Below are 18,217 nucleotides of genomic sequence, written 5' to 3'. Positions count from 1 at the left end.
TCTTTGGCTGTGTCCGCAATTTAAATAACATACTCAGGCTGCGCCATAATATGCATCTTGCTGAAGAACTCCCGTGTTCTCTGATTCTGCGGATGCTCGAATACTTCTTTCGGTGTTCCGTCTTCTACTACGTGTCCTTTATCAAGGAAGATCACACGGTTCGACACATGGCGGATAAAGTTCATCTCATGGGAAACCAGAAGCATTGTATATCCCTGTGCCGCAACTTTTTTAATAACATCCAGAACCTCTCCAACCAGCTCCGGGTCAAGGGCTGAAGTCGGCTCGTCGAGCAGCAGAATCTGCGGTTTCATGGCGAGGGCTCTTGCGAGCGCCACCCTCTGCTGCTGTCCGCCGGACATATGCTTCGGATAGTGGTTTGCCCATTTCTCCATGCCGACCAGTTTCAGTTCTTCTAATGCAATGGCTCTGGCCTCGTCTTTTTTCATCTTCTTGACAACAATCAGGCCTTCCATCACATTTTCCAGTGCGGTTTTCTTCTCAAACAGATTGAACCGCTGGAACACCATTCCTGTGTTCTGTCTTAAATACAGAAGCTCTTTCGGTTTCCGCTCGGAAAGGCCGATCACCTTGTCCCCGATCGTCACCGTTCCCTTCTCCGGTGTCTCAAGGCGGTTGACGCAGCGCAGAAGCGTTGATTTTCCGGTTCCGGAAGGACCGATGATTCCCACAACATCTCCCTGTTTGATCTCGAGGCTGATGTCGTCGAGCACCACGTTGTCGTTATATTTTTTTGATAAATGATCAATTTTTATCATTTTTCTTACCCTCCCCGTTTGCGGACGCCAGCTCTACCTGGTCCGGAATCCGGATTTTATTTTCAATTACGCGGATGATCTGCTCGATCACCAGTGTTACCAGCCAGTAAATGATGGCCAGTGAAACGTAAACTTCAAAGTAGCGATACGTTCTTCCTCCAATAATCTGGCCCTGTGCGGTAATCTCGACAACGGCGCAGGTAAAGGCAAGAGACGTTCCTTTGATGATACTGATAAAAGAGTTTCCAAGGGTCGGAAGCGCAACCTCAAAGGCCTCCGGCAGAATGATGCGGCGCAGTGTCTGCGGATACGTCATGCCAAGTGCATGTGCTGCTTCGATCTGGCCCGGGTCAACGGACTGCAGGGCCGAACGGATAATCTCAGCCATAAAGCCCGACTGGTTCAGTCCCAGAGCGATCATCGCATAGACGAAACCGGAAATATTGGCAACCGCCAGATTCGTTCCGAACTGCTGGTTGATTGCCTTGAACATCATGGGAATACCAAAGAACGCAACATACAGCTGTACGATGACCGGCGTGCCGCGGAGCAGTGAAATCAGAAGATTCGTAATCTGCGTCAGCACTCTGATTTTTTTCATTTTGATGATCGCCATCACAAGTCCCAGTCCCAGTCCGATCAGCATAGAAACCACGGCCAGTTCCAGCGTGATCGGCAGCTTTGTCAGCAATTCTGGTATGGATGAAAATACCAGTGAAACGTCAAATAATTTTCCCATGATTTTCGTCCTCTCTTACACGTATTTTTCTACCAGTACACAGGTAAAGCCAAGATTTTTCTTCGGCTTTTTCGGCTCTTCGTCTTTCTTCAGTGCATGGTGGTCGTATACCGACAGGTCAGCGTCCGGATTCAGTTTGTAGCCTAATTTCTCATAAAAGCCTGCGGCGCGGTCCTGGCTTGTGATGACGATGTGATCAACACCGTATTCTTTCAGCCATTTCTCAGCGGCTTCGACCAGTACGCGGCCGTATCCGCTTTTCTGTTTTTCTCTGACCACACAGACACGCTCGATTTTTCCTGTCTTTTCCGCCGGAAATGCGATGCGGCAGCCGGCTACCGGCTTGTGATCTTCTGTCAGCAGAATCGCCTGCAGATCATCTTTGCTCTCGTCCTGTCCGAATTCCAGTTCAATCGGAATGTTCTGTCCGCAGCAGAACGCATCGGTTCTGACGTAATCATATGCTTTGTATTTCCACTCTTCGCTTCCCTTTTCTACCCGGTAAATTTCTGCCATGTTTTTCGCTCCTTTTAGAATCGGGAAACGGATGTTCTCGATCCGCTTCCCGTCTGTTTTGTAATCTCTTCTGTTTTTATTTCGAAAACGATATTCTAGTTTGGTGTCTCATCAAAGTATTTCTCGTCCGGGCTGGTGTCCACGCCGAGATACTCGGTTGTGATCTTGGAAAGAGTTCCGTCTTCTTTCATCTCTTTTAAGGCTTTGTCAACATCCTCGCGGAGTGCTGCGCCCTCTTCGTTCTTTCCAAACAGGAAGTAGGTATTGTTCTGCGGGAACAGGAAATCTTCGGTCTCCTCGTCGATCTCGTTTGCTTCCAGCTGACCTTCCAGTCCGAACTGCGGAAGCAGGTTGTCGATGATCGGTCCGTCGTCGATTGCCACATCAGCGGTTCCATCTACGATATGCTGGTAGCGGACCTGGAAGTTTGCATTGGAATATACGATATTGATCTGGTGATCCGGGTTGTCTGTATTCCATTTTTCCAGTGCATTTGCGGTAAGGCTTCCTGCACTCAGCTCAATTTTGTATCCGCGGTCTGCCAGATCGGTAAGAGAAGTCAGCGGCTCATCGCCGGTTCTCTGAATGTATTCGTTGAAGCTGGTTTTATATGGTAAAGAGAAGTAGTAGGATTCTGCTCTCTCATCGGTATATCCATAGTTGTTGACTGCGATGTCGTACTGACCGCTCAGCACACCCTGCAGTGCATCTGCCTGCTCAATTTTCAGTTCATACTGCGGAAGGCGGTTGAACACTTCTTTTACGATATCGATATCGACACCGGTCAGCTCGTTGTCATCATTTACGTAAAAGTACGGTGCCAGTGTGCCGCTTGTTACAGCTTTGATCACTTTTTTCTCACCGGAATCCGATGCGGAGCTGCCTTCTGCGGAAGATGATGCTGCGGAAGATGATGCTGCGGAACCGCTGCTGCTTCCTGCATTTGCTGATGCATTGCTTCCGCATCCTGCAAAGCTTGCTGCCAAAAGGCCCGCCGCTGCCAATACTGCCCAGAATTTCTTTGTCTTTTTCATAATAAAATCCTCCTCATTTTCTCGTTCTTTTCAGTTCCGGCCGCACCCCGGCTGCCTGAGAGTGTTCCACCAGAGCGCTCCGGATTCTTCTGTCTTATCTCTTTATAAAAGTCCTTTCAGCGGATTAATCGATGCATCCACGGAAAGTACGCCGTTCTTCGGGTTTCTGTCTTCCCATTTCGGGCTGTTCCAGATGGTTTTTGAGATTTCTCCTGCGTAATCCTCGTAGGTCTCTCCCTCCGGATGGCGAAGGAATACTTCATCCGGTGTTTTGCTGAGTGTTCTTCTCGATCCATCGTCTGCCATCAGCTTCTCGAAATCTACTTTTGCAAGGATTCGTTCGTTGTATCCGCGGAAGAGAACCTCGCCTAATTTCTTTCCAGGTCTCGAAAGTGCCAGCACCTGCGGATCGCTTCCGTGACGGAAGGCCGGGATCGCATACAGCTCTTTTAAGTAGCCCCAGATATTTTTGTAATCACGAATCGGTTTCTTCACCGGTCCTACGTTGTGGAAGTAGCTGACATCCCAACGGATCAGAGTGACGTAAGCGCGGACATCGCTGTCGGTGATGTAGTCGCCGAACAGGAAACGGTTCGTCTCCAGCCGTTTGTCCAGCTTATCGAGGGATTCATAGAAATCTTCGTATGCCTCATCGTATGCTTCCGGTGACTGGCAGAATGCCATGCGGTAATGGCCGTTGTTGATATGCGGGAAGAGCCAGTCGTTAAACTCATCGATCTCTTTCCGGAATTTTTTCGGGTACAGGTCCGGCGCATCTTTTGGCTGGAATGGACGGAACTGCACTTCGAGATAGTTCGTAAGGCGGTGATAATCGTTGTTCACAGCCTTTTTCTCTTTGACATCCACCAGGGTCGGTGTCGTTGCTCTTCCTTTGAAGTCCGGGTTTGCTCTTTTATAGAACTCACTTAAGAAGTAAGCGCCTGTCGCCGGATCCTTGAAATCCGGATACTGTCCGAATGCATGTCCGTAACGGTTTGTCTCGCCGGATGGAGAAACTCTCGTCTCCGAGATCACATCCTGCAGTCCTAAAAGCTCCCGCACGATGATCGGACGGTTGGACCAGTTGCATCCGGTTGCCCAGTAGATCCCGAAGCGGTTTGCTTCTGCTTTCAGGCCGCCTTCTTTATCGCCGAATGGCTGGATAAATGCATTTGGCTGACGGATGAAAGCGCCGCGCTCATCGATCTCTACAAGGGTTTCATTTGGTCTTGGGTCTACTCCGACTTCTGCTGCAAACTGTTCTGCCAGTGCATCTGTGTATTTGATTTCTTCGGTTTCTTTATTTTCAACTGGGGTGAAGCTGCATCCGCATCCGCTCATGTTTTTGTCCTCCGTTTTCTATGTCTGTTTATTATCTATTCTTATGTTGTTTATTCTCATTTCTTTTAAAAAAGGTTAAAAAAATAGCAGGCATTCGTTCCGGCCTGCCCGCACATGCAATTTCTGCTATGCTTTTTCTGCCTGCGAATGTTTCTTATTTTTCTTTATTCTGATTGGAGCTGCAGCAACAGCAACAACACATCTCCATCATTCTGTTCTCCTGCATTCGTCTGTTGTCTGTTTTTTTCATTTGCTGTTCTCCTTTCCTACTAAGTCGATATGTTTAATGTGTTTCTCGATTACATGGCATATTATAATGCATATTTTTTCTATGTGCAACCCCTAAAACGCCTTTTGGTAATTGTTATTTCGATGAATCGATTATAGGTTTTTCCTATTGGTTAGTCATACCAGAAAGATATTACTTATCACACCTGTAGGCTGATTTTGCTTTTTCCTACCAACCGCCGCAACTTTTGCAATGTGCTCAACAATTCTTGCCATGGCTTTTTTCTTAAAAAACGATACAATAAAAAGCAAAGAACACCACTTGCAAAATACAATGTACTCTCGGAATCTTTCTGTGCTTGTTTTTGTGAGATGATTTTTTGTCAGTTGTGCCCAAATTTCTGAGGCGTACGCGGTGCGTACGTTGATGAAATTCGGGTGCAGCTGGCGGAAAATCAGCCGCAAAGGCAAGTGCAGAAAGATTCCGAGAGTACATTACAAAATAAAGGAGAGTTTTTCTTATGGAAATGACATTTCGCTGGTATGGTTCCAAATTTGATACCGTTACCTTAGAGCAGATCCGCCAGATTCCGGGCGTAACCGGAGTCATCACAACCCTGTACGACACTACCCCGGGCGAGGTGTGGACACGCGAAGCGATTCACGCGTTAAAAGAAGAGGTTGAGGCCTCTGGACTTCACATCTCCGGCATCGAGAGCGTCAACATCCACGACGCCATCAAAATCGGCAGCCCGGACCGTGAGCAGTACATCGATAATTATATTGAAACGTTAAAGCACCTCGGCAAGGAAGACATTCACCTTGTCTGCTATAACTTCATGCCGGTCTTCGACTGGACCAGAACAGAACTCGCACGCGTCCGTCCGGACGGCTCGACCGTACTTGCCTACAAACAGTCCGCCGTAGACGCACTTGTTCCGGAAAAAATGTTTGAATCTATCGCAGGTGATGCAAACGGCGCAATTCTTCCTGGCTGGGAGCCGGAGCGCATGGCAAAAGTGAAAGAGCTCTTTGACGCTTACCGCGATGTGGATGATGAGAAACTGTTTGCCAACCTCAAATACTTCCTCGAACGCATCATGCCGGTCTGCAACGAGTACGATATCAAAATGGCCATTCACCCGGACGACCCGGCATGGAGTGTCTTCGGTCTTCCGAGAATCATCATTAATAAAGAAAACATTCTGCGCATGATGAAGATGGTCGATGACCCGCACAACGGCGTGACCTTCTGCTCGGGTTCCTACGGAACAAACCTGGAGAACGATCTGCCGGATATGATCCGTTCCTTAAAGGGCCGCATCCACTTCGCTCACGTCCGCAATCTGAAATTCCACAGCCAGCAGGATTTCGAGGAGGCCGCACACCTTTCCTCTGACGGCAGCTTCGATATGTATGAGATCATGAAAGCGCTGTACGACATCGGCTTCGACGGCCCGATCCGCCCGGACCACGGACGTATGATCTGGGGCGAGAAGGCAATGCCGGGCTATGGACTGTATGACCGCGCACTCGGCGCGACTTATTTAAACGGACTCTGGGAAGCTATTGACAAGAGTCACAAACGTGGAATTTAAAGGAGGTTTTTACTGATGTCTCTTAACTTAACAGCTGCCGGACTGGCAGATCAAAAAGCGTGGGAAGCCGCAGGCTATGCGCTTCCATCCTATGACCGCGAAGCAATGATCACCCGCACGAAAGAATCTCCGTGCTGGGTGCATTTCGGAGCCGGAAATATTTTCCGTGCCTTCCAGGCAAATACAGCACAGGAACTGCTGAACAACGGTACCTTTGACCGCGGTGTCATCGTTGCGGAGGGCTTCGATACAGAAATCATCCGTGATATGTACCAGCCGCACGATAATTTAAGCATTCTGGTGACCTTAAAAGCCGATGGTTCTGTCGAGAAAACCGTTGTTGGAAGCATCGCAGAATCGCTGGCTGCCGATACGGCGGATTCTCCGGATTTTGCCCGGTTAAAAGAAATCTTTACCAAGGATTCCCTGCAGATGGCGACGTTTACGATCACCGAAAAGGGATATTCCCTGAAAAACGGTGCGGGCGAACTGCTGCCGTCTGTTGCTGCCGATTTTGCTGCCGGACCTTCTTCCGTTACCAGCTATATGGGAAAAGTTGCTTCTCTTTTATATGAAAGATTTCTTGCAGGCGAAAAACCGGTTGCGATGGTCAGCACCGACAACTGCTCCCACAATGGCGAAAAACTTTCCCTTGCCCTGACAGCCTACGCTTCTGCATGGGAAGAAAACAAGCTGGTACAGCCAGGCTTCCTCTCCTATCTGCAGAACCCGGAAAAAGTCAGCTTCCCGTGGACCATGATCGACAAGATCACCCCGCGGCCGGATGGTTCCATCGAAAAGATACTCGAGGAGAACGGCCTCGCCGATGCACAGCCGATCGTCACCTCCCGCCACACCTACGTTGCTCCGTTCGTCAATGCAGAGGAATGCCAGTACCTCGTAGTCGAAGATCATTTCCCGAACGGACGGCCGCCGATGGAAAAGAGCGGATGGATCTTTACCGACCGGGAAACTGTCAACAAAACAGAGCGCATGAAGGTCTGCACCTGCCTGAACCCGCTGCACACCGCACTCGCTGTGTTCGGCTGCCTGCTGGACTATGAACTGATCAGTGAGGAGATGAAAAATCCGGTACTGAAAAAGCTCGTGGAGCGCATCGGATATATCGAAGGACTTCCGGTTGTCACCGATCCTGGTATTCTCTCTCCGAAGCAGTTTATCGCTGAAGTGCTGAACATCCGCATCCCGAATCCGTTTATGCCGGATACGCCGCAGCGAATTGCAACCGATACGTCACAGAAGCTGTCGATCCGGTTCGGTGAGACGATCAAATCGTATCTTGCTTCCCCGGAGCTGTCACTCTCGGATCTTCAGGCAATTCCGGCTGTATTTGCGGGATGGCTGCGGTATCTGATGGGCGTGGATGACAACGGCGATGCATTTGATCTGAGCCGGATCCGCTGCTTGCCACGGTCCGCCCGTATGTGCAGGATCTGAAACTCGGCGCACCGGCTGACCGTGAGGCGCTTTCCAAAACGCTGGCTCCGCTGCTCTCCGATGCTTCGATTTTCGGTGTGGATCTGATTTCCGCCGGACTTTCTGACCGTGTGCTGGATGCTTTTGTCTCGATGCTTCATGGACCTGGCGCTGTGGCAGATACGCTTGCTGCTCTGACCGCTCAATTCTAAAGGGGAGGTATTTCCATATGAAACCTTTTATGGACGCTGACTTTCTGCTGCAGACCGATACGGCGAAAACACTGTACCACGAGGCGGCTGAAAAAATGCCCATTTTTGACTATCACAACCATCTGAATCCACAGGAGATTCTCGAAGACCGCCAGATGGAGAATCTGACACGCGTCTGGCTCGGCGGGGATCATTATAAATGGCGTGCCATGCGTGCGATGGGCTTTTCGGAGGATCTGATCACCGGAAACGCCGATGATTACGACAAATATCTGGCGTTTGCCGAGACGATTGAGAACGCGATCGGCAATCCTTTATACCACTGGACACATCTGGAGCTGCAGCGGTACTTCGGCATCACGACACCGCTCTCCCGAGCAACAGCGAAGGAGCTCTGGGATGAGGCGAATGCAAAACTGCAGACGAAGGAGTTTACCGTGCGCAATCTGATTCTGAACCAGCATGTGTCGCATCTGTGCACCACCGACGATCCTGCAGATGATCTGCACTGCCATCTGGCATTACAGAAGGAAGACTTTGCCTGCCGCGTTCTGCCGTCCTTCCGCCCGGACCGCGCCGTTCATCTCGAGAAGCCGGATTTCCCGGAATATGTGGAAAAGCTTGCCGCTGCCGCCAGCAGGACGATTGCATCCGCGGAGGATATGGTGCATGCCCTCTCCTGCCGCCTCGACTTCTTCCTCTCCGCCGGCTGCGTTGTCAGCGACCACAGCCTTGAGGGCTGCTTCTATGTGCCATGCACGGCTGCTGAGGCGAATGATGTATTTGAAAATCGCATGAACGGCGGTGCTCTCACCGAAAAAGAGCTCGGCATGTACAAGGGCTTCCTTCTGACGAACCTCGGACGGCTGTATCATAAGCACAATATCGCCATGCAGCTTCATATCAAAGCACTCCGTAACAACTCGAAGCGGATGTTCCGTGCGCTCGGTGCCGATACCGGCTTTGACAGCATGAACGATTTCGCCTTTGCCCCGATGCTCGGCGCTTTCTTAAACGATATGGACGAGGACGACGCACTGCCGAAAACTGTGCTCTACTCTCTGAACCCGGGCGACAACCCGATGCTTGCAAGCATGGCCGGAAACTTTGCTGCGCCTGGCATCCGCTCGAAAGTGCAGTTCGGTACCGCATGGTGGTTCAACGATCACAAATACGGCATGGAATCCCAGCTTGCGACGCTTTCCAGCATCGGCATGCTCTCCACCTTCATTGGCATGCTGACCGACTCCCGCAGCTTCCTCTCCTTCCCGCGCCACGAATATTTCCGCCGGATTCTCTGCAATCAAATCGGAAACTGGGTGGAAAACGGGGAGTACCCGGCGAACCTGGAGTTTCTGAAAGAGATGGTGGAAAATATCAGCTACAACAATGCGGTTTCGTATTTCCTGTGATTTTCGCATACCTTATTGACAATTATTCCCACATACCGTACAATAAAAGGGATTACTGATCAACGAAAGGATTACAGAAACATGGACGACTCAGGCAGTATGCCTCGACGATGCTTTATTTTCATCATTTGATAAACGGAGACATAATCTATCTTTGATTCCGCCAGATTCAAGATAGGTTATGTCTTTTTGTACATTTTTTGCATCGTGTCCCGGTTTCCTAAGAAAGGAAAAACAAATGAACAGCGACATTGTGTCACTCATCATCATTCTTATCTGCGTCATGCTCTCAGCCTACTTTTCGGCGACGGAGACTTCCTTCACCTCGCTGAACCGCATCCGCATGAAAAATATGGCAGAAAAAGGCGACAAGCGGGCGGAACTGGTGTTAAAGTTGCTGGAGAACTTTGACAAGCTGCTCTCCACGATTCTCGTCGGCAACAACATCGTCAACATCGGTCTCAGCTCCCTTGCCACGGTGCTTTTTATCAAGCTTCTCGGCGGCGACTCCGGTGCGACGGTTTCCACGATCGTAACCACTATCGTGGTCCTGATCTTCGGCGAAGTTTCCCCGAAAAGCATTGCAAAAGAATCTCCGGAGACGATCGCCAAATTTTCCGCACCGTTTCTCCACATTCTGATGATCGTGCTGACCCCGGTGACGTTTTTCTTTTCCCAGTGGAAGAAGCTGCTCTCCCGCATCTTCAAATCCTCGGAAAACCACGGCATCACCGATGAGGAACTGATGACCATTGTCGAGGAGGCGACCCAGGAGGGCGACATCGACGACCAGGAAGGTGATCTGATTCAGAATGCAATCGGCTTCATGGAGATGGAGGCCGCAGAGATCTTTACTCCGCGTGTCAACGTCATCGGCATTCCGCTCGATGCGACGAAATCCGAGATCGCTAAGACTTTCTCCGACACCGGATTTTCCCGGCTGCCGGTGTATGATGATGATATCGACCACATTGTGGGAATTGTGTATCAGAAGGATTTCCACAACCACATTTACCACACCAACAAACCGCTAAGCAGCATCATCCGCCCGGCGCTCTTTGTAACCGAGAATACGAAGGTCGGCCCGCTGCTGAAAAAAATGCAGGCGAAGAAATCGCATATTGCCATTATCATTGATGAATTCGGCGGCACCGACGGTATCATCACCATGGAAGATATCCTCGAAGAGCTCGTCGGCGAAATCTGGGATGAGCATGATGCGGTTGTACAGGAAATCCAGAAAGTTTCCGAAAACGAATACCTCGTGACCGGAACGGCAAGCATCGACAAGGTGTATGAAGAGCTCGATATTGACAAAGAATTTGACGTCTTTACGGTCAGCGGATGGATCATGGGGATCCTCGAGCGCGTGCCAAAGGAAGGCGATCATTTCGTCTCGGATGGCCTCGACGTAACCGTACTGAAAATGGCAGACCGGAGAGTCGACAAGGTACGGATCGTGCGGCTGCCGAAGGATGAAAATGAACAGTAAGTAATTGATACGATTTACACGCAAAAAACGGATCGAACATCTGATTTTAAAGTCAGATACTCGATCCGTTTTTCTTGTCCTATTGTATTTTCTTCTCCACCCGGTACTTCTTCGGCGATATTCCATAGCGCTCTTTGAAAATCCGATGGAAATAACTCATGTTCTCATACCCGACCCGCTCGCCGATGTCTGCCACGGAAAGTCCCGTCGTTTCCAACAGATACGCGGCCTGGGTCAGGCGTTTGTTCTGGACAAGTTCAGTGTAGTTTTTCCCGGTCAGGCGGCGGATCAGGCGGCTTAAGGTGTAAAAATCGTAGTGCAGTTCTTCCGCCAGTTCCGAAAGGCTGCCCTCCCGGTAATGTTCCTCGATATAGCGGTATACGCCGAGCAGCATCTCCTGTTCAAAATACTGCTCTCCCACCTGCACGCGTTCGGTGTAGTTCATGAGCTGCAGGAATAAAAGGCCCATCGTAATCTGATTGATGCTCCGCTTATTGCTCTGGTGATGTAAGAGCGTCCAGACGAGATTTTCGATCAGATTCTGCACCGGAAGGACATCCGCGATTCTGTAATGCAGATAACAGAGCGGTACCTCCCCGCTTTTCAGACAGCCGACGATAAAATCCTTTAACTGATTCTCCTCTGCCCCGATCATTCGCAGCGTCTGGTCAAAAAACTCCGGCAGAATCAGAAAGTTGACCGCGATATCGTCACGCCCTGCCGGTTCAATTTTCTGCACTGCATTCTGATTCAGAATCAGCAGCTCACCCGTTTTCAGCTCGATCCGGTCCCCGTTGATGGTGTGCACGGTGCTTCCCTGGCACATGTAGATCATCTCGACATAATTGTGGCTGTGCGCCGGAAAACGAATAAACCGCGTGTGCGGCCGAATATCAATCAATTTTCCCCGCTCCAGCAGCTTTCCCGCATCCATCACAAACTTCTGCCCGCTCGAATACCGCTCCTTTTCCACTTCCGTCTTGCCGTCCAGAATCGCCTGTTCCTCCTCCGTAATCCGGGACAGGTCTGCTATAATTTCCTGTTTCACGATTATTCCTCACATTTTTCACGTTTTTTCTGCTTTCTATTATATTCCATTCTGGTGCAAATAAGCAATGTACTTTTTCTTCTCACTTTCTGATAAATATTCCTTTCCTACGCATCAAAACAGCAAGTGCTGCACTGCCAAGTGAAACGTAACGAAGATTCTCTCTTTACAATTTCACTTTCTTAAAGTATACTTTAAGAAGTTATTCTACTATTCAAACTCTATCGTTCAAGGAGGTTTTTCCATGGAACAGCAGACCTACACCATTCGTGAAATGTCCGAGCGTTTTGGACTTCCGGCCTCTACGCTTCGTTATTATGAGGAGATCGGACTTTTGACGGATGTCATTCATACCGAAAGTAAGAAACGAATTTACACCCAGCAGCACATTGACTGCATGACCGCAATTCTCTGCTTCAAACGCACCGGGCTTCCGATTGCGGGGATTCAGGAGTTTTTCCGGCTTGAGAACGATATCCCGGGAAATATTGACCAGATGGTTGCCATTCTCAAGGAACATGAGCAGAATACACGCGAGAAAATCGAGCGCATGGAATCTGATCTCGAACATATTCAGCAGAAAGTGCGGTATTACAGCGCGGTTCGCGATGCGATTAAAAATGGGGATGAAATGCCGTCGTGGGATTCCTGCGGCTGTGAGGAGAAGGCGCAGTAGATTTCTCTCCAGGCTTTTCCGCCGCAGACACACACAAGTTTCAAAAGAGCAGGTAAGAAAAGGGACCAACATCCACTTTTCTTACCTGCTCTTCTTATTTTTTCTATCACCTTTTCCCTTCATACCCGGAATTTTTTCTGCATTTCCCGCATAAAATCTTTTCCGCGGAAAAAAAACAGCCCGATCAGATACAGCACACTAAGGCCCACGCAGATCACGGACGGCCAGGTAATGCGGACAGTTCCCGTCAACCACAAAATCGCCGGAACGATTCCTGCTGCTCCGGACTGCATCAGATAAAAAAGATATTCACTGACCTCCATTTTGTACGCTCTTGCCAGAATCTGCATCGTCGCGCCATTCATAAGAACGGCGAGCGGAATTGCGAAATCGACAGACCAGCCGATCCAGCCCGTCGCATAATCCCACAGAATCGCACCGATCATAATAAAGATCAATTGCCACATACTGTTTTTGAGTGGATTTTTCCGTTTCTGATATCCCACCCGGATCAGAAGCCAGGCGCAGAACACACCCGCTGTCGCATAACCTGCCCACCACATCTGCGGCGTTGCAAGGAAATTCATCATCCAGCAGAGTACGACAGCCGCGATGCAGGTGAAAGAAAAAATTTTCAATCCCAGTTTGGCCGTCCCGTGCGGCTGTTCTTTCTGTCCCGGAAAATCATTTTCCTCCTGTTCACAGGCGATGCCCTCTTTCTGCAGCAGATGCATCAGGTTCCGTTCAATATTGGAATCGGCGATTTTAGATGTGATTCCAAGCACCATGCTGTCCCCGTAGGAGCAGGAACACATCTGTACTTTGTCTGTGCTGGTGAAAAATCCGAACCGCTCAATATATGTTTCATACTCCGGCGGCATCTGAATCCGGCCGATATTGGAATAGACGGTCGTAATACTTCGTCCGCCGAGCGTCGTGCCCGCCATCAGCGCCAGATTTTTGATTTCCAGCGGCACGGCGCGCAGCACCGGATTCCGCTCAATCCGTACCAGATCGTTCATACGTGTGGAAATCTCCTGCTTCAGCGCCTCTTTCTGCATCGCGGCTCCCGTGATCTGCAGGGCATCCTCAAACGATGCCTCCGGCCCAAGATCACAGGCAATCTCGATCCAGCTCCAGAAATTCGTCATCGATGCAGATGGGAAAAAGTTGCGGAGATTGGCTGGAACCATCAGAGAAACCGGCTTTTTCAGCCTGCTTTTCGGGATTTCTTCATATACCGCATATACCAGCGCCGCCGCAAGGTACGCCGTTACCGACACGCCATGTGCTTTTGCGCACTTATGAACTGCTTCCGCAGAAAGCAGAATCTCAGTAATTTCCATCTCCTCCTGCTCCAGATACTCGCCTTTGATCTGGTATGCCGGGCGGCTCTTTTCTTTTTCACTTTTCTTTCCGGTGTAATACTGGGAAAAGCTGTCCTCCTCGAAATCTGTCTCTGTCAGCATGTCTTCGCTGACCTTTGAAAAGATTTCCTCGGGATGACACAGGATCAGATAATTGCTCACCAGTTCTTTCAGAAACAGCATCGCACCGGTGCCGTCTGTCAGGGCATGGAATACTTCGAAATTGATTCGGGTTTTATAGTAAGAAACCTGGAAAAGAAGCGTTTTGTGGTCGGGTACGTAAATCTCACTGCACGGCGGACGCTTTTCCTCTTCTACTTTTGCTGGCAGATCGCGCTGCTCCAGATAGAACCAGAAAAGACCTTTCCGCAGTACCATGGAAAACACCGGGTAATGCTCCATTGTCTCCTCCAGCGCTTTCTGCAGCAGATCCGCCTGGATGTCCTCTTTCAGTTGGCAGTAAAACCGGAAGACTCTCGTATCCTTTTTTCCGGTGGCCGCCGGAAATGCCTGTGCCGCGTTGTCCAGCTTTCTCCAGCGCGAAGAATGTTCTTTCTTCATTTTCTATGCCTCCTTACGCCTTCCCGTGTGTCAATTGTTTCTTCACTGCTGCTATGTTTTCCAGTTCTTCGTCTGCATTTTTCTGCTGTTTTTCTTTTCTTAAAAATGCATTCATATACTGAAAACTTTCCTGCACATATAGGTGTTCAATGCCAAGCGCAAAATAGCCGTGCAATGCGCCCTTGATCCGATGATGTTCAACCAGATTGCCAGCCCTTTTCAGCTTTTTCGCATAATCCTCGCCCTCATCGCGCAGCGGATCGTACTGCGCCGTCAGTACCAGCGTGTCCGGCAGTCCCTGCAGATTTTCTGCCAGTACCGGTGCAAAGTACGGATTTTTGCGGTCTTCTTCGGTCCGCTGATACAGAATTACATAATCTTCCATTTTGACACTGGTCAGAAGGTATCCGGTTCCATTGGTTTTCACGGATTTGTACGGTGATTTCTCTGTGTAACAGGAATTCACCGCCGGATAAATCAAAATCTGTTTCCCCGGCAGCAGTTCTTTTTTGTCCCTCGCCATCAGGCAGACTGCAGCCGCAAGATTTCCTCCTGCGCTGTCGCCCATGATCGTGACATTTTCCGGCGCTACCTCCGGCAGAATCTCCCCGCGCAGCATTGCCTGGGCGGCGGCGTAGCAGTCTTCTAAGCCTGTCGGGAAACGATGCTCCGGTGCAAGACGGTATTCTACCGATACAACAATCTGCCCCGTCGACTGCGCCATGCGTGCGCAGACACGGTCGTATGTCTCCACACTCTCGGTTGTCCAGCCGCCGCCATGGAAGAACAGAATCGCTTCTTTTGCACCATGCTCCTCCATTTTTTCATCCGGGAAGAACAGCCGAATCGGAACCTTGTAGTCCCCATTATATATTTCCATATCCAATTTTCGCAGAAAAATACGGATCGGATCCAGCTTCTTGATATCGGCAAGCCGACGGGCGGATTCTACTTCAATTCCGCCGTAGGACAATACATTTAAAATGGCTTTGACTGCTTTTTTCATTCGCTCTCTCCTCTGTTGCTATTTTTCTGCTTCTGTTTTTCGTCTAGTTGCAATGTACTGCTTCAAAAATTCATACATCTGCTCATCCGTTGGCGGACAGCCTTTCAGATTGCATGCGAACCCGGAAGTACAACTTCCCACACCAAGCGCCCCGCTCTTTCCCCGGTATCCCTGCCCGATGCAGATTTTTTCGTGGAGTTCCTGCAGCAGTCCTTCTTCCTTCAGCCGGTCAAGCGCCGGGATCAGATAGCCGTAGCAGGCACTGCAGGACTCAACTTCCTCTACGACATCCTGCAATTCCACGATCTTCCGTTTTTCCGGAATCACTCTTTTTTCACCAATTTCGCCAATTTGGCGGATTGAAAGCCGTGTGAGATCAGCGCTGCCCACGCCCAACTCTTCTGCCATTTTGACATACGGGACATCTTCTGGCTTATAATGCAGTTCCGCGCAGACATATGCATCGATCAACACCGGATCTAACCCAGCGAAAAGGCGATTCATAATAAACGGATTACCGCCATCCTCAAAGTCAAGGTCTCCGCAGATATTATCCACCAAAATAAAATCCTGATGAATCCCCAACCCCAGATGCGCAATTGGCCGATGAAGTCCCATGGCATGAAAATGACGTTTTTCTTTATTCGGCAAGAGACCTTTCATGTTTTTCAGTGCGCAGGTAATTTTAGTCTGGCAATGGCCTTTCATGACCGGGACATTGATCATAAAATCCACCTTTTTCGCACATTCGCAAATTTGAAGTTCCATATCACCACACTGCACCGGCATGCTTTTTTCCTTCTGCGCATCGATAAGCGGAACGCCGTACTGTTCCGAAAGCATACGGTATCCACAGACCTCAAACGATTCCTCCGTCTTATCTCCCACCCAGGAGCCTTCCATGATTTGAAGGTTAGTAAATCCGTTTTCCTGAAGATATTCGATGATCCCCGCAACCACCTCCGGATGTGTCGTCCCTCCAAACTCCGCCGGGACAGGTGCTACCAGATTTGGCTTAATACCGATGAGACTGACCTTCGAAGGAATGAGCGTAGCTAAGGCACATTTGTTCAAAAGCTGTTTTGTCATTTCTTTATATTCCATTCCCTGTATCTGGATAATTTCGTTTTTATTCATTTGGTATTGCGGCCCCTTTATTCTAATTTGATTTTTTCTGACATTCGATATTCTTTAGTATATAATAGTTACTGCTTTCTTTCAACTCATCCAAAAACAAAATCATTTCCTGTGAACTGTAACCATTCCCGTCAGCTCCAGCTTCATAGAAAATTAAGCACTGTATGCTTGTAAGATTTCCAATCGCATTGTATAATAAACGGAAGACGGTACACAGAAAAAGTACCTCATCAGAAAGGAACTGACATGAGTTTTGAAGATGATTTAAAGGATGTCGGCGACAGTATTGGAAAGCTTGTGGATAATGCTGTAAATTCTCAGAATTTTCAGGAATTAAACCGGAAGATTTCAGACACCATCAACCAGTTTGTCTACCCCAACCGGAAGGGACCATTCCGTGCAAATGGCACACAGGAGCCGTCCCGCGGCTATTCCGCAGATACTTCCTACAGCAGCCAGCATTCTTCCCATAATAATACAGCGCAGCAGACCGGACCGCATCACTATTCCTACGGGCCGGGAGGCACGATGCCGGGTAAGAGCGCGAACCCGGTTCCCAAACCTTCCCATACCTGGCAGACCCCCCAGAATACGGAATGGAACAGCCGCATACAGGAACGCCGTGTACTGCGCGAACGCTTTATGCCCTCCACCGATCTTGCACTTGTCGGCGGATTTCAGACGGCTGCCGGCTGGGGTGTCACCGGACTGTTCGGCTGCTGCACAGCGCTTAGTCTGTATTCCTTATTTGCAGGTCCAGACAACAGCGCGCTGATTCCTTCTCTTATTTTTGCCGCATTTACCATCGGCGGCGGCATTCTTCTGAAAAAGGGAAGTAAAAACCGGCGTCTGGTCCGCCATTTCCGCCAGATCTGTACGCTGATCGGCACAAAGGAATATATTCTACGAAAGAACTCTGCGACAGTATGCACTGTGAGAAAGGTGAGCTTCTGACCGATATTACGACCATGATTGATAAATCCATGCTGCGCCAGGGCCACCTCGACGAGAATGGTACCTGTCTGATGGTGACAAAGGACTGCTACGACCAGTACCGCGCAATGCTCGCCAGCCAGAAGGAACAGCAGATTGCCGAACAGAAAGCACGTGAACAGCTGGAGGCCTCCGGTGTAACGCCGGAATATCAGCAGATGCTGGAAGAATGTGAATCTTATATTCAGAAGATCCATCAGTGCAACCTGGATCTGCCGGGTGAAGTCATCACAGCCAAGCTGAGCCGTCTCGAAACGGTTGTTACCCGGATTCTCGAGGAGGCAAAAAAGCGCCCAAAAGAAGCCGCCGCCCTACGGAAATTTATGGATTACTATATGCCGACAACCTGGAAGCTGCTCGACGCTTACCGTTCCTTTGAGAACGAACCAATTCAAAGCGACAATATTCTCCGAACCAAGAAGGAAATCGAGGACACACTGGATACCATCAATGCCGCATTCGAAAAGCTGCTTGATGATCTGTTCCAGACAACGGCATGGGATATTTCTTCTGATATCTCTGTTCTGCAGACGATGCTGGCGCAGGAGGGACTGACAAATCAGGCAGGTCCGTCAAAGCAGGATATTGAGCCGCTTCACATGTAACTATTCAAAGCTATACAATTGAAATCAAATCACCGG

15 protein-coding genes and 1 pseudogene are annotated in these 18,217 nt (G+C 49.5%); 7 read left to right on the top strand and 9 right to left on the bottom strand.

What is annotated here, in order from left to right; genetic code table 11:
• Window positions 1–20: 20 nt before the first annotated feature.
• The 5 genes from DXA55_RS08035 to DXA55_RS08015 form a co-directional block, all read right to left on the bottom strand.
• A complete protein-coding gene (locus DXA55_RS08035; protein ID WP_022462084.1) occupies window positions 21–779 on the bottom strand; it encodes an amino acid ABC transporter ATP-binding protein in 759 nt (252 codons plus the stop codon).
• Complete coding sequence (locus tag DXA55_RS08030) at window positions 766–1,518, bottom strand: amino acid ABC transporter permease (RefSeq protein WP_022462083.1); 753 nt, start codon at window positions 1,516–1,518, stop codon at window positions 766–768. The genes DXA55_RS08035 and DXA55_RS08030 overlap by 14 nt, the downstream gene beginning before the upstream one ends.
• Window positions 1,519–1,533: 15 nt before the next feature.
• Window positions 1,534–2,034: a GNAT family N-acetyltransferase gene (locus DXA55_RS08025; protein ID WP_117813664.1), complete on the bottom strand. Its 501-nt coding sequence runs from the start codon at window positions 2,032–2,034 to the stop codon at window positions 1,534–1,536.
• A 95-nt stretch (window positions 2,035–2,129) separates the two neighbouring features.
• Window positions 2,130–3,068 (bottom strand): transporter substrate-binding domain-containing protein, encoded by a 939-nt coding sequence (locus DXA55_RS08020; protein WP_117813662.1) that lies wholly within the window; start codon window positions 3,066–3,068, stop codon window positions 2,130–2,132.
• 102 nt (window positions 3,069–3,170) lie between these two features.
• Window positions 3,171–4,409: a glutathione S-transferase C-terminal domain-containing protein gene (locus DXA55_RS08015; RefSeq protein WP_117761082.1), complete on the bottom strand. Its 1,239-nt coding sequence runs from the start codon at window positions 4,407–4,409 to the stop codon at window positions 3,171–3,173.
• A gap of 749 nt (window positions 4,410–5,158) precedes the next feature.
• Between DXA55_RS08015 and uxuA the strand changes: the two genes are divergently transcribed.
• From uxuA to DXA55_RS07990, 4 genes and pseudogenes are all read left to right on the top strand, one after another.
• Window positions 5,159–6,235: a mannonate dehydratase gene (gene uxuA / locus DXA55_RS08005; protein ID WP_022462079.1), complete on the top strand. Its 1,077-nt coding sequence runs from the start codon at window positions 5,159–5,161 to the stop codon at window positions 6,233–6,235.
• Window positions 6,236–6,250: 15 nt separating this feature from the next.
• Window positions 6,251–7,884: pseudogene (locus DXA55_RS08000) on the top strand (mannitol dehydrogenase family protein).
• A gap of 17 nt (window positions 7,885–7,901) precedes the next feature.
• The gene (gene uxaC / locus DXA55_RS07995) at window positions 7,902–9,296 is read left to right on the top strand and encodes a glucuronate isomerase (protein WP_117813660.1); all 1,395 of its coding nucleotides are present in this window, start codon (window positions 7,902–7,904) and stop codon (window positions 9,294–9,296) included.
• Window positions 9,297–9,534: 238 nt separating this feature from the next.
• Complete coding sequence (locus DXA55_RS07990; protein ID WP_117509487.1) at window positions 9,535–10,788, top strand: HlyC/CorC family transporter; 1,254 nt, start codon at window positions 9,535–9,537, stop codon at window positions 10,786–10,788.
• A gap of 79 nt (window positions 10,789–10,867) precedes the next feature.
• On the opposite strand, the gene DXA55_RS07985 is transcribed toward DXA55_RS07990, so the two are convergent.
• On the bottom strand, window positions 10,868–11,836 hold the full coding sequence (locus DXA55_RS07985; protein WP_117813658.1) for an AraC family transcriptional regulator: 969 nt from the start codon (window positions 11,834–11,836) through the stop codon (window positions 10,868–10,870).
• 244 nt (window positions 11,837–12,080) lie between these two features.
• Here DXA55_RS07985 and DXA55_RS07980 point away from each other — a divergent pair, with 244 nt between their 5' ends.
• The gene (locus tag DXA55_RS07980) at window positions 12,081–12,512 is read left to right on the top strand and encodes a MerR family transcriptional regulator (protein WP_055227315.1); all 432 of its coding nucleotides are present in this window, start codon (window positions 12,081–12,083) and stop codon (window positions 12,510–12,512) included.
• A gap of 119 nt (window positions 12,513–12,631) precedes the next feature.
• On the opposite strand, the gene DXA55_RS07975 is transcribed toward DXA55_RS07980, so the two are convergent.
• From DXA55_RS07975 to DXA55_RS07965, 3 genes are read right to left on the bottom strand one after another with little or no spacing between them, the layout of a single operon-like run.
• Window positions 12,632–14,440: a DUF6320 domain-containing protein gene (locus DXA55_RS07975; protein WP_117813656.1), complete on the bottom strand. Its 1,809-nt coding sequence runs from the start codon at window positions 14,438–14,440 to the stop codon at window positions 12,632–12,634.
• Window positions 14,441–14,453: 13 nt separating this feature from the next.
• Window positions 14,454–15,446, bottom strand: a complete 993-nt coding sequence (locus tag DXA55_RS07970; RefSeq protein WP_055264878.1) for an alpha/beta hydrolase — start codon at window positions 15,444–15,446, stop codon at window positions 14,454–14,456.
• 18 nt (window positions 15,447–15,464) lie between these two features.
• Window positions 15,465–16,583 carry a DUF362 domain-containing protein gene (locus tag DXA55_RS07965; protein WP_117813654.1) on the bottom strand — a complete coding sequence of 373 codons (1,119 nt, stop codon included), beginning with the start codon at window positions 16,581–16,583 and terminating at the stop codon, window positions 15,465–15,467.
• A 246-nt stretch (window positions 16,584–16,829) separates the two neighbouring features.
• Between DXA55_RS07965 and DXA55_RS07960 the strand changes: the two genes are divergently transcribed.
• Window positions 16,830–17,537: a hypothetical protein gene (locus tag DXA55_RS07960; RefSeq protein WP_117813652.1), complete on the top strand. Its 708-nt coding sequence runs from the start codon at window positions 16,830–16,832 to the stop codon at window positions 17,535–17,537.
• Window positions 17,510–18,181 (top strand): 5-bromo-4-chloroindolyl phosphate hydrolysis family protein, encoded by a 672-nt coding sequence (locus tag DXA55_RS07955; RefSeq protein ID WP_117813650.1) that lies wholly within the window; start codon window positions 17,510–17,512, stop codon window positions 18,179–18,181. Before DXA55_RS07960 ends, DXA55_RS07955 begins: the two co-directional genes overlap by 28 nt.
• Window positions 18,182–18,217 lie beyond the last annotated feature (36 nt).

The organism is Blautia sp. OF03-13, assembly GCF_003460685.1.
Taxonomy (GTDB): domain Bacteria; phylum Bacillota; class Clostridia; order Lachnospirales; family Lachnospiraceae; genus Fusicatenibacter; species Fusicatenibacter saccharivorans.
This window is presented reverse-complemented; position numbering and strand designations above follow the sequence as displayed.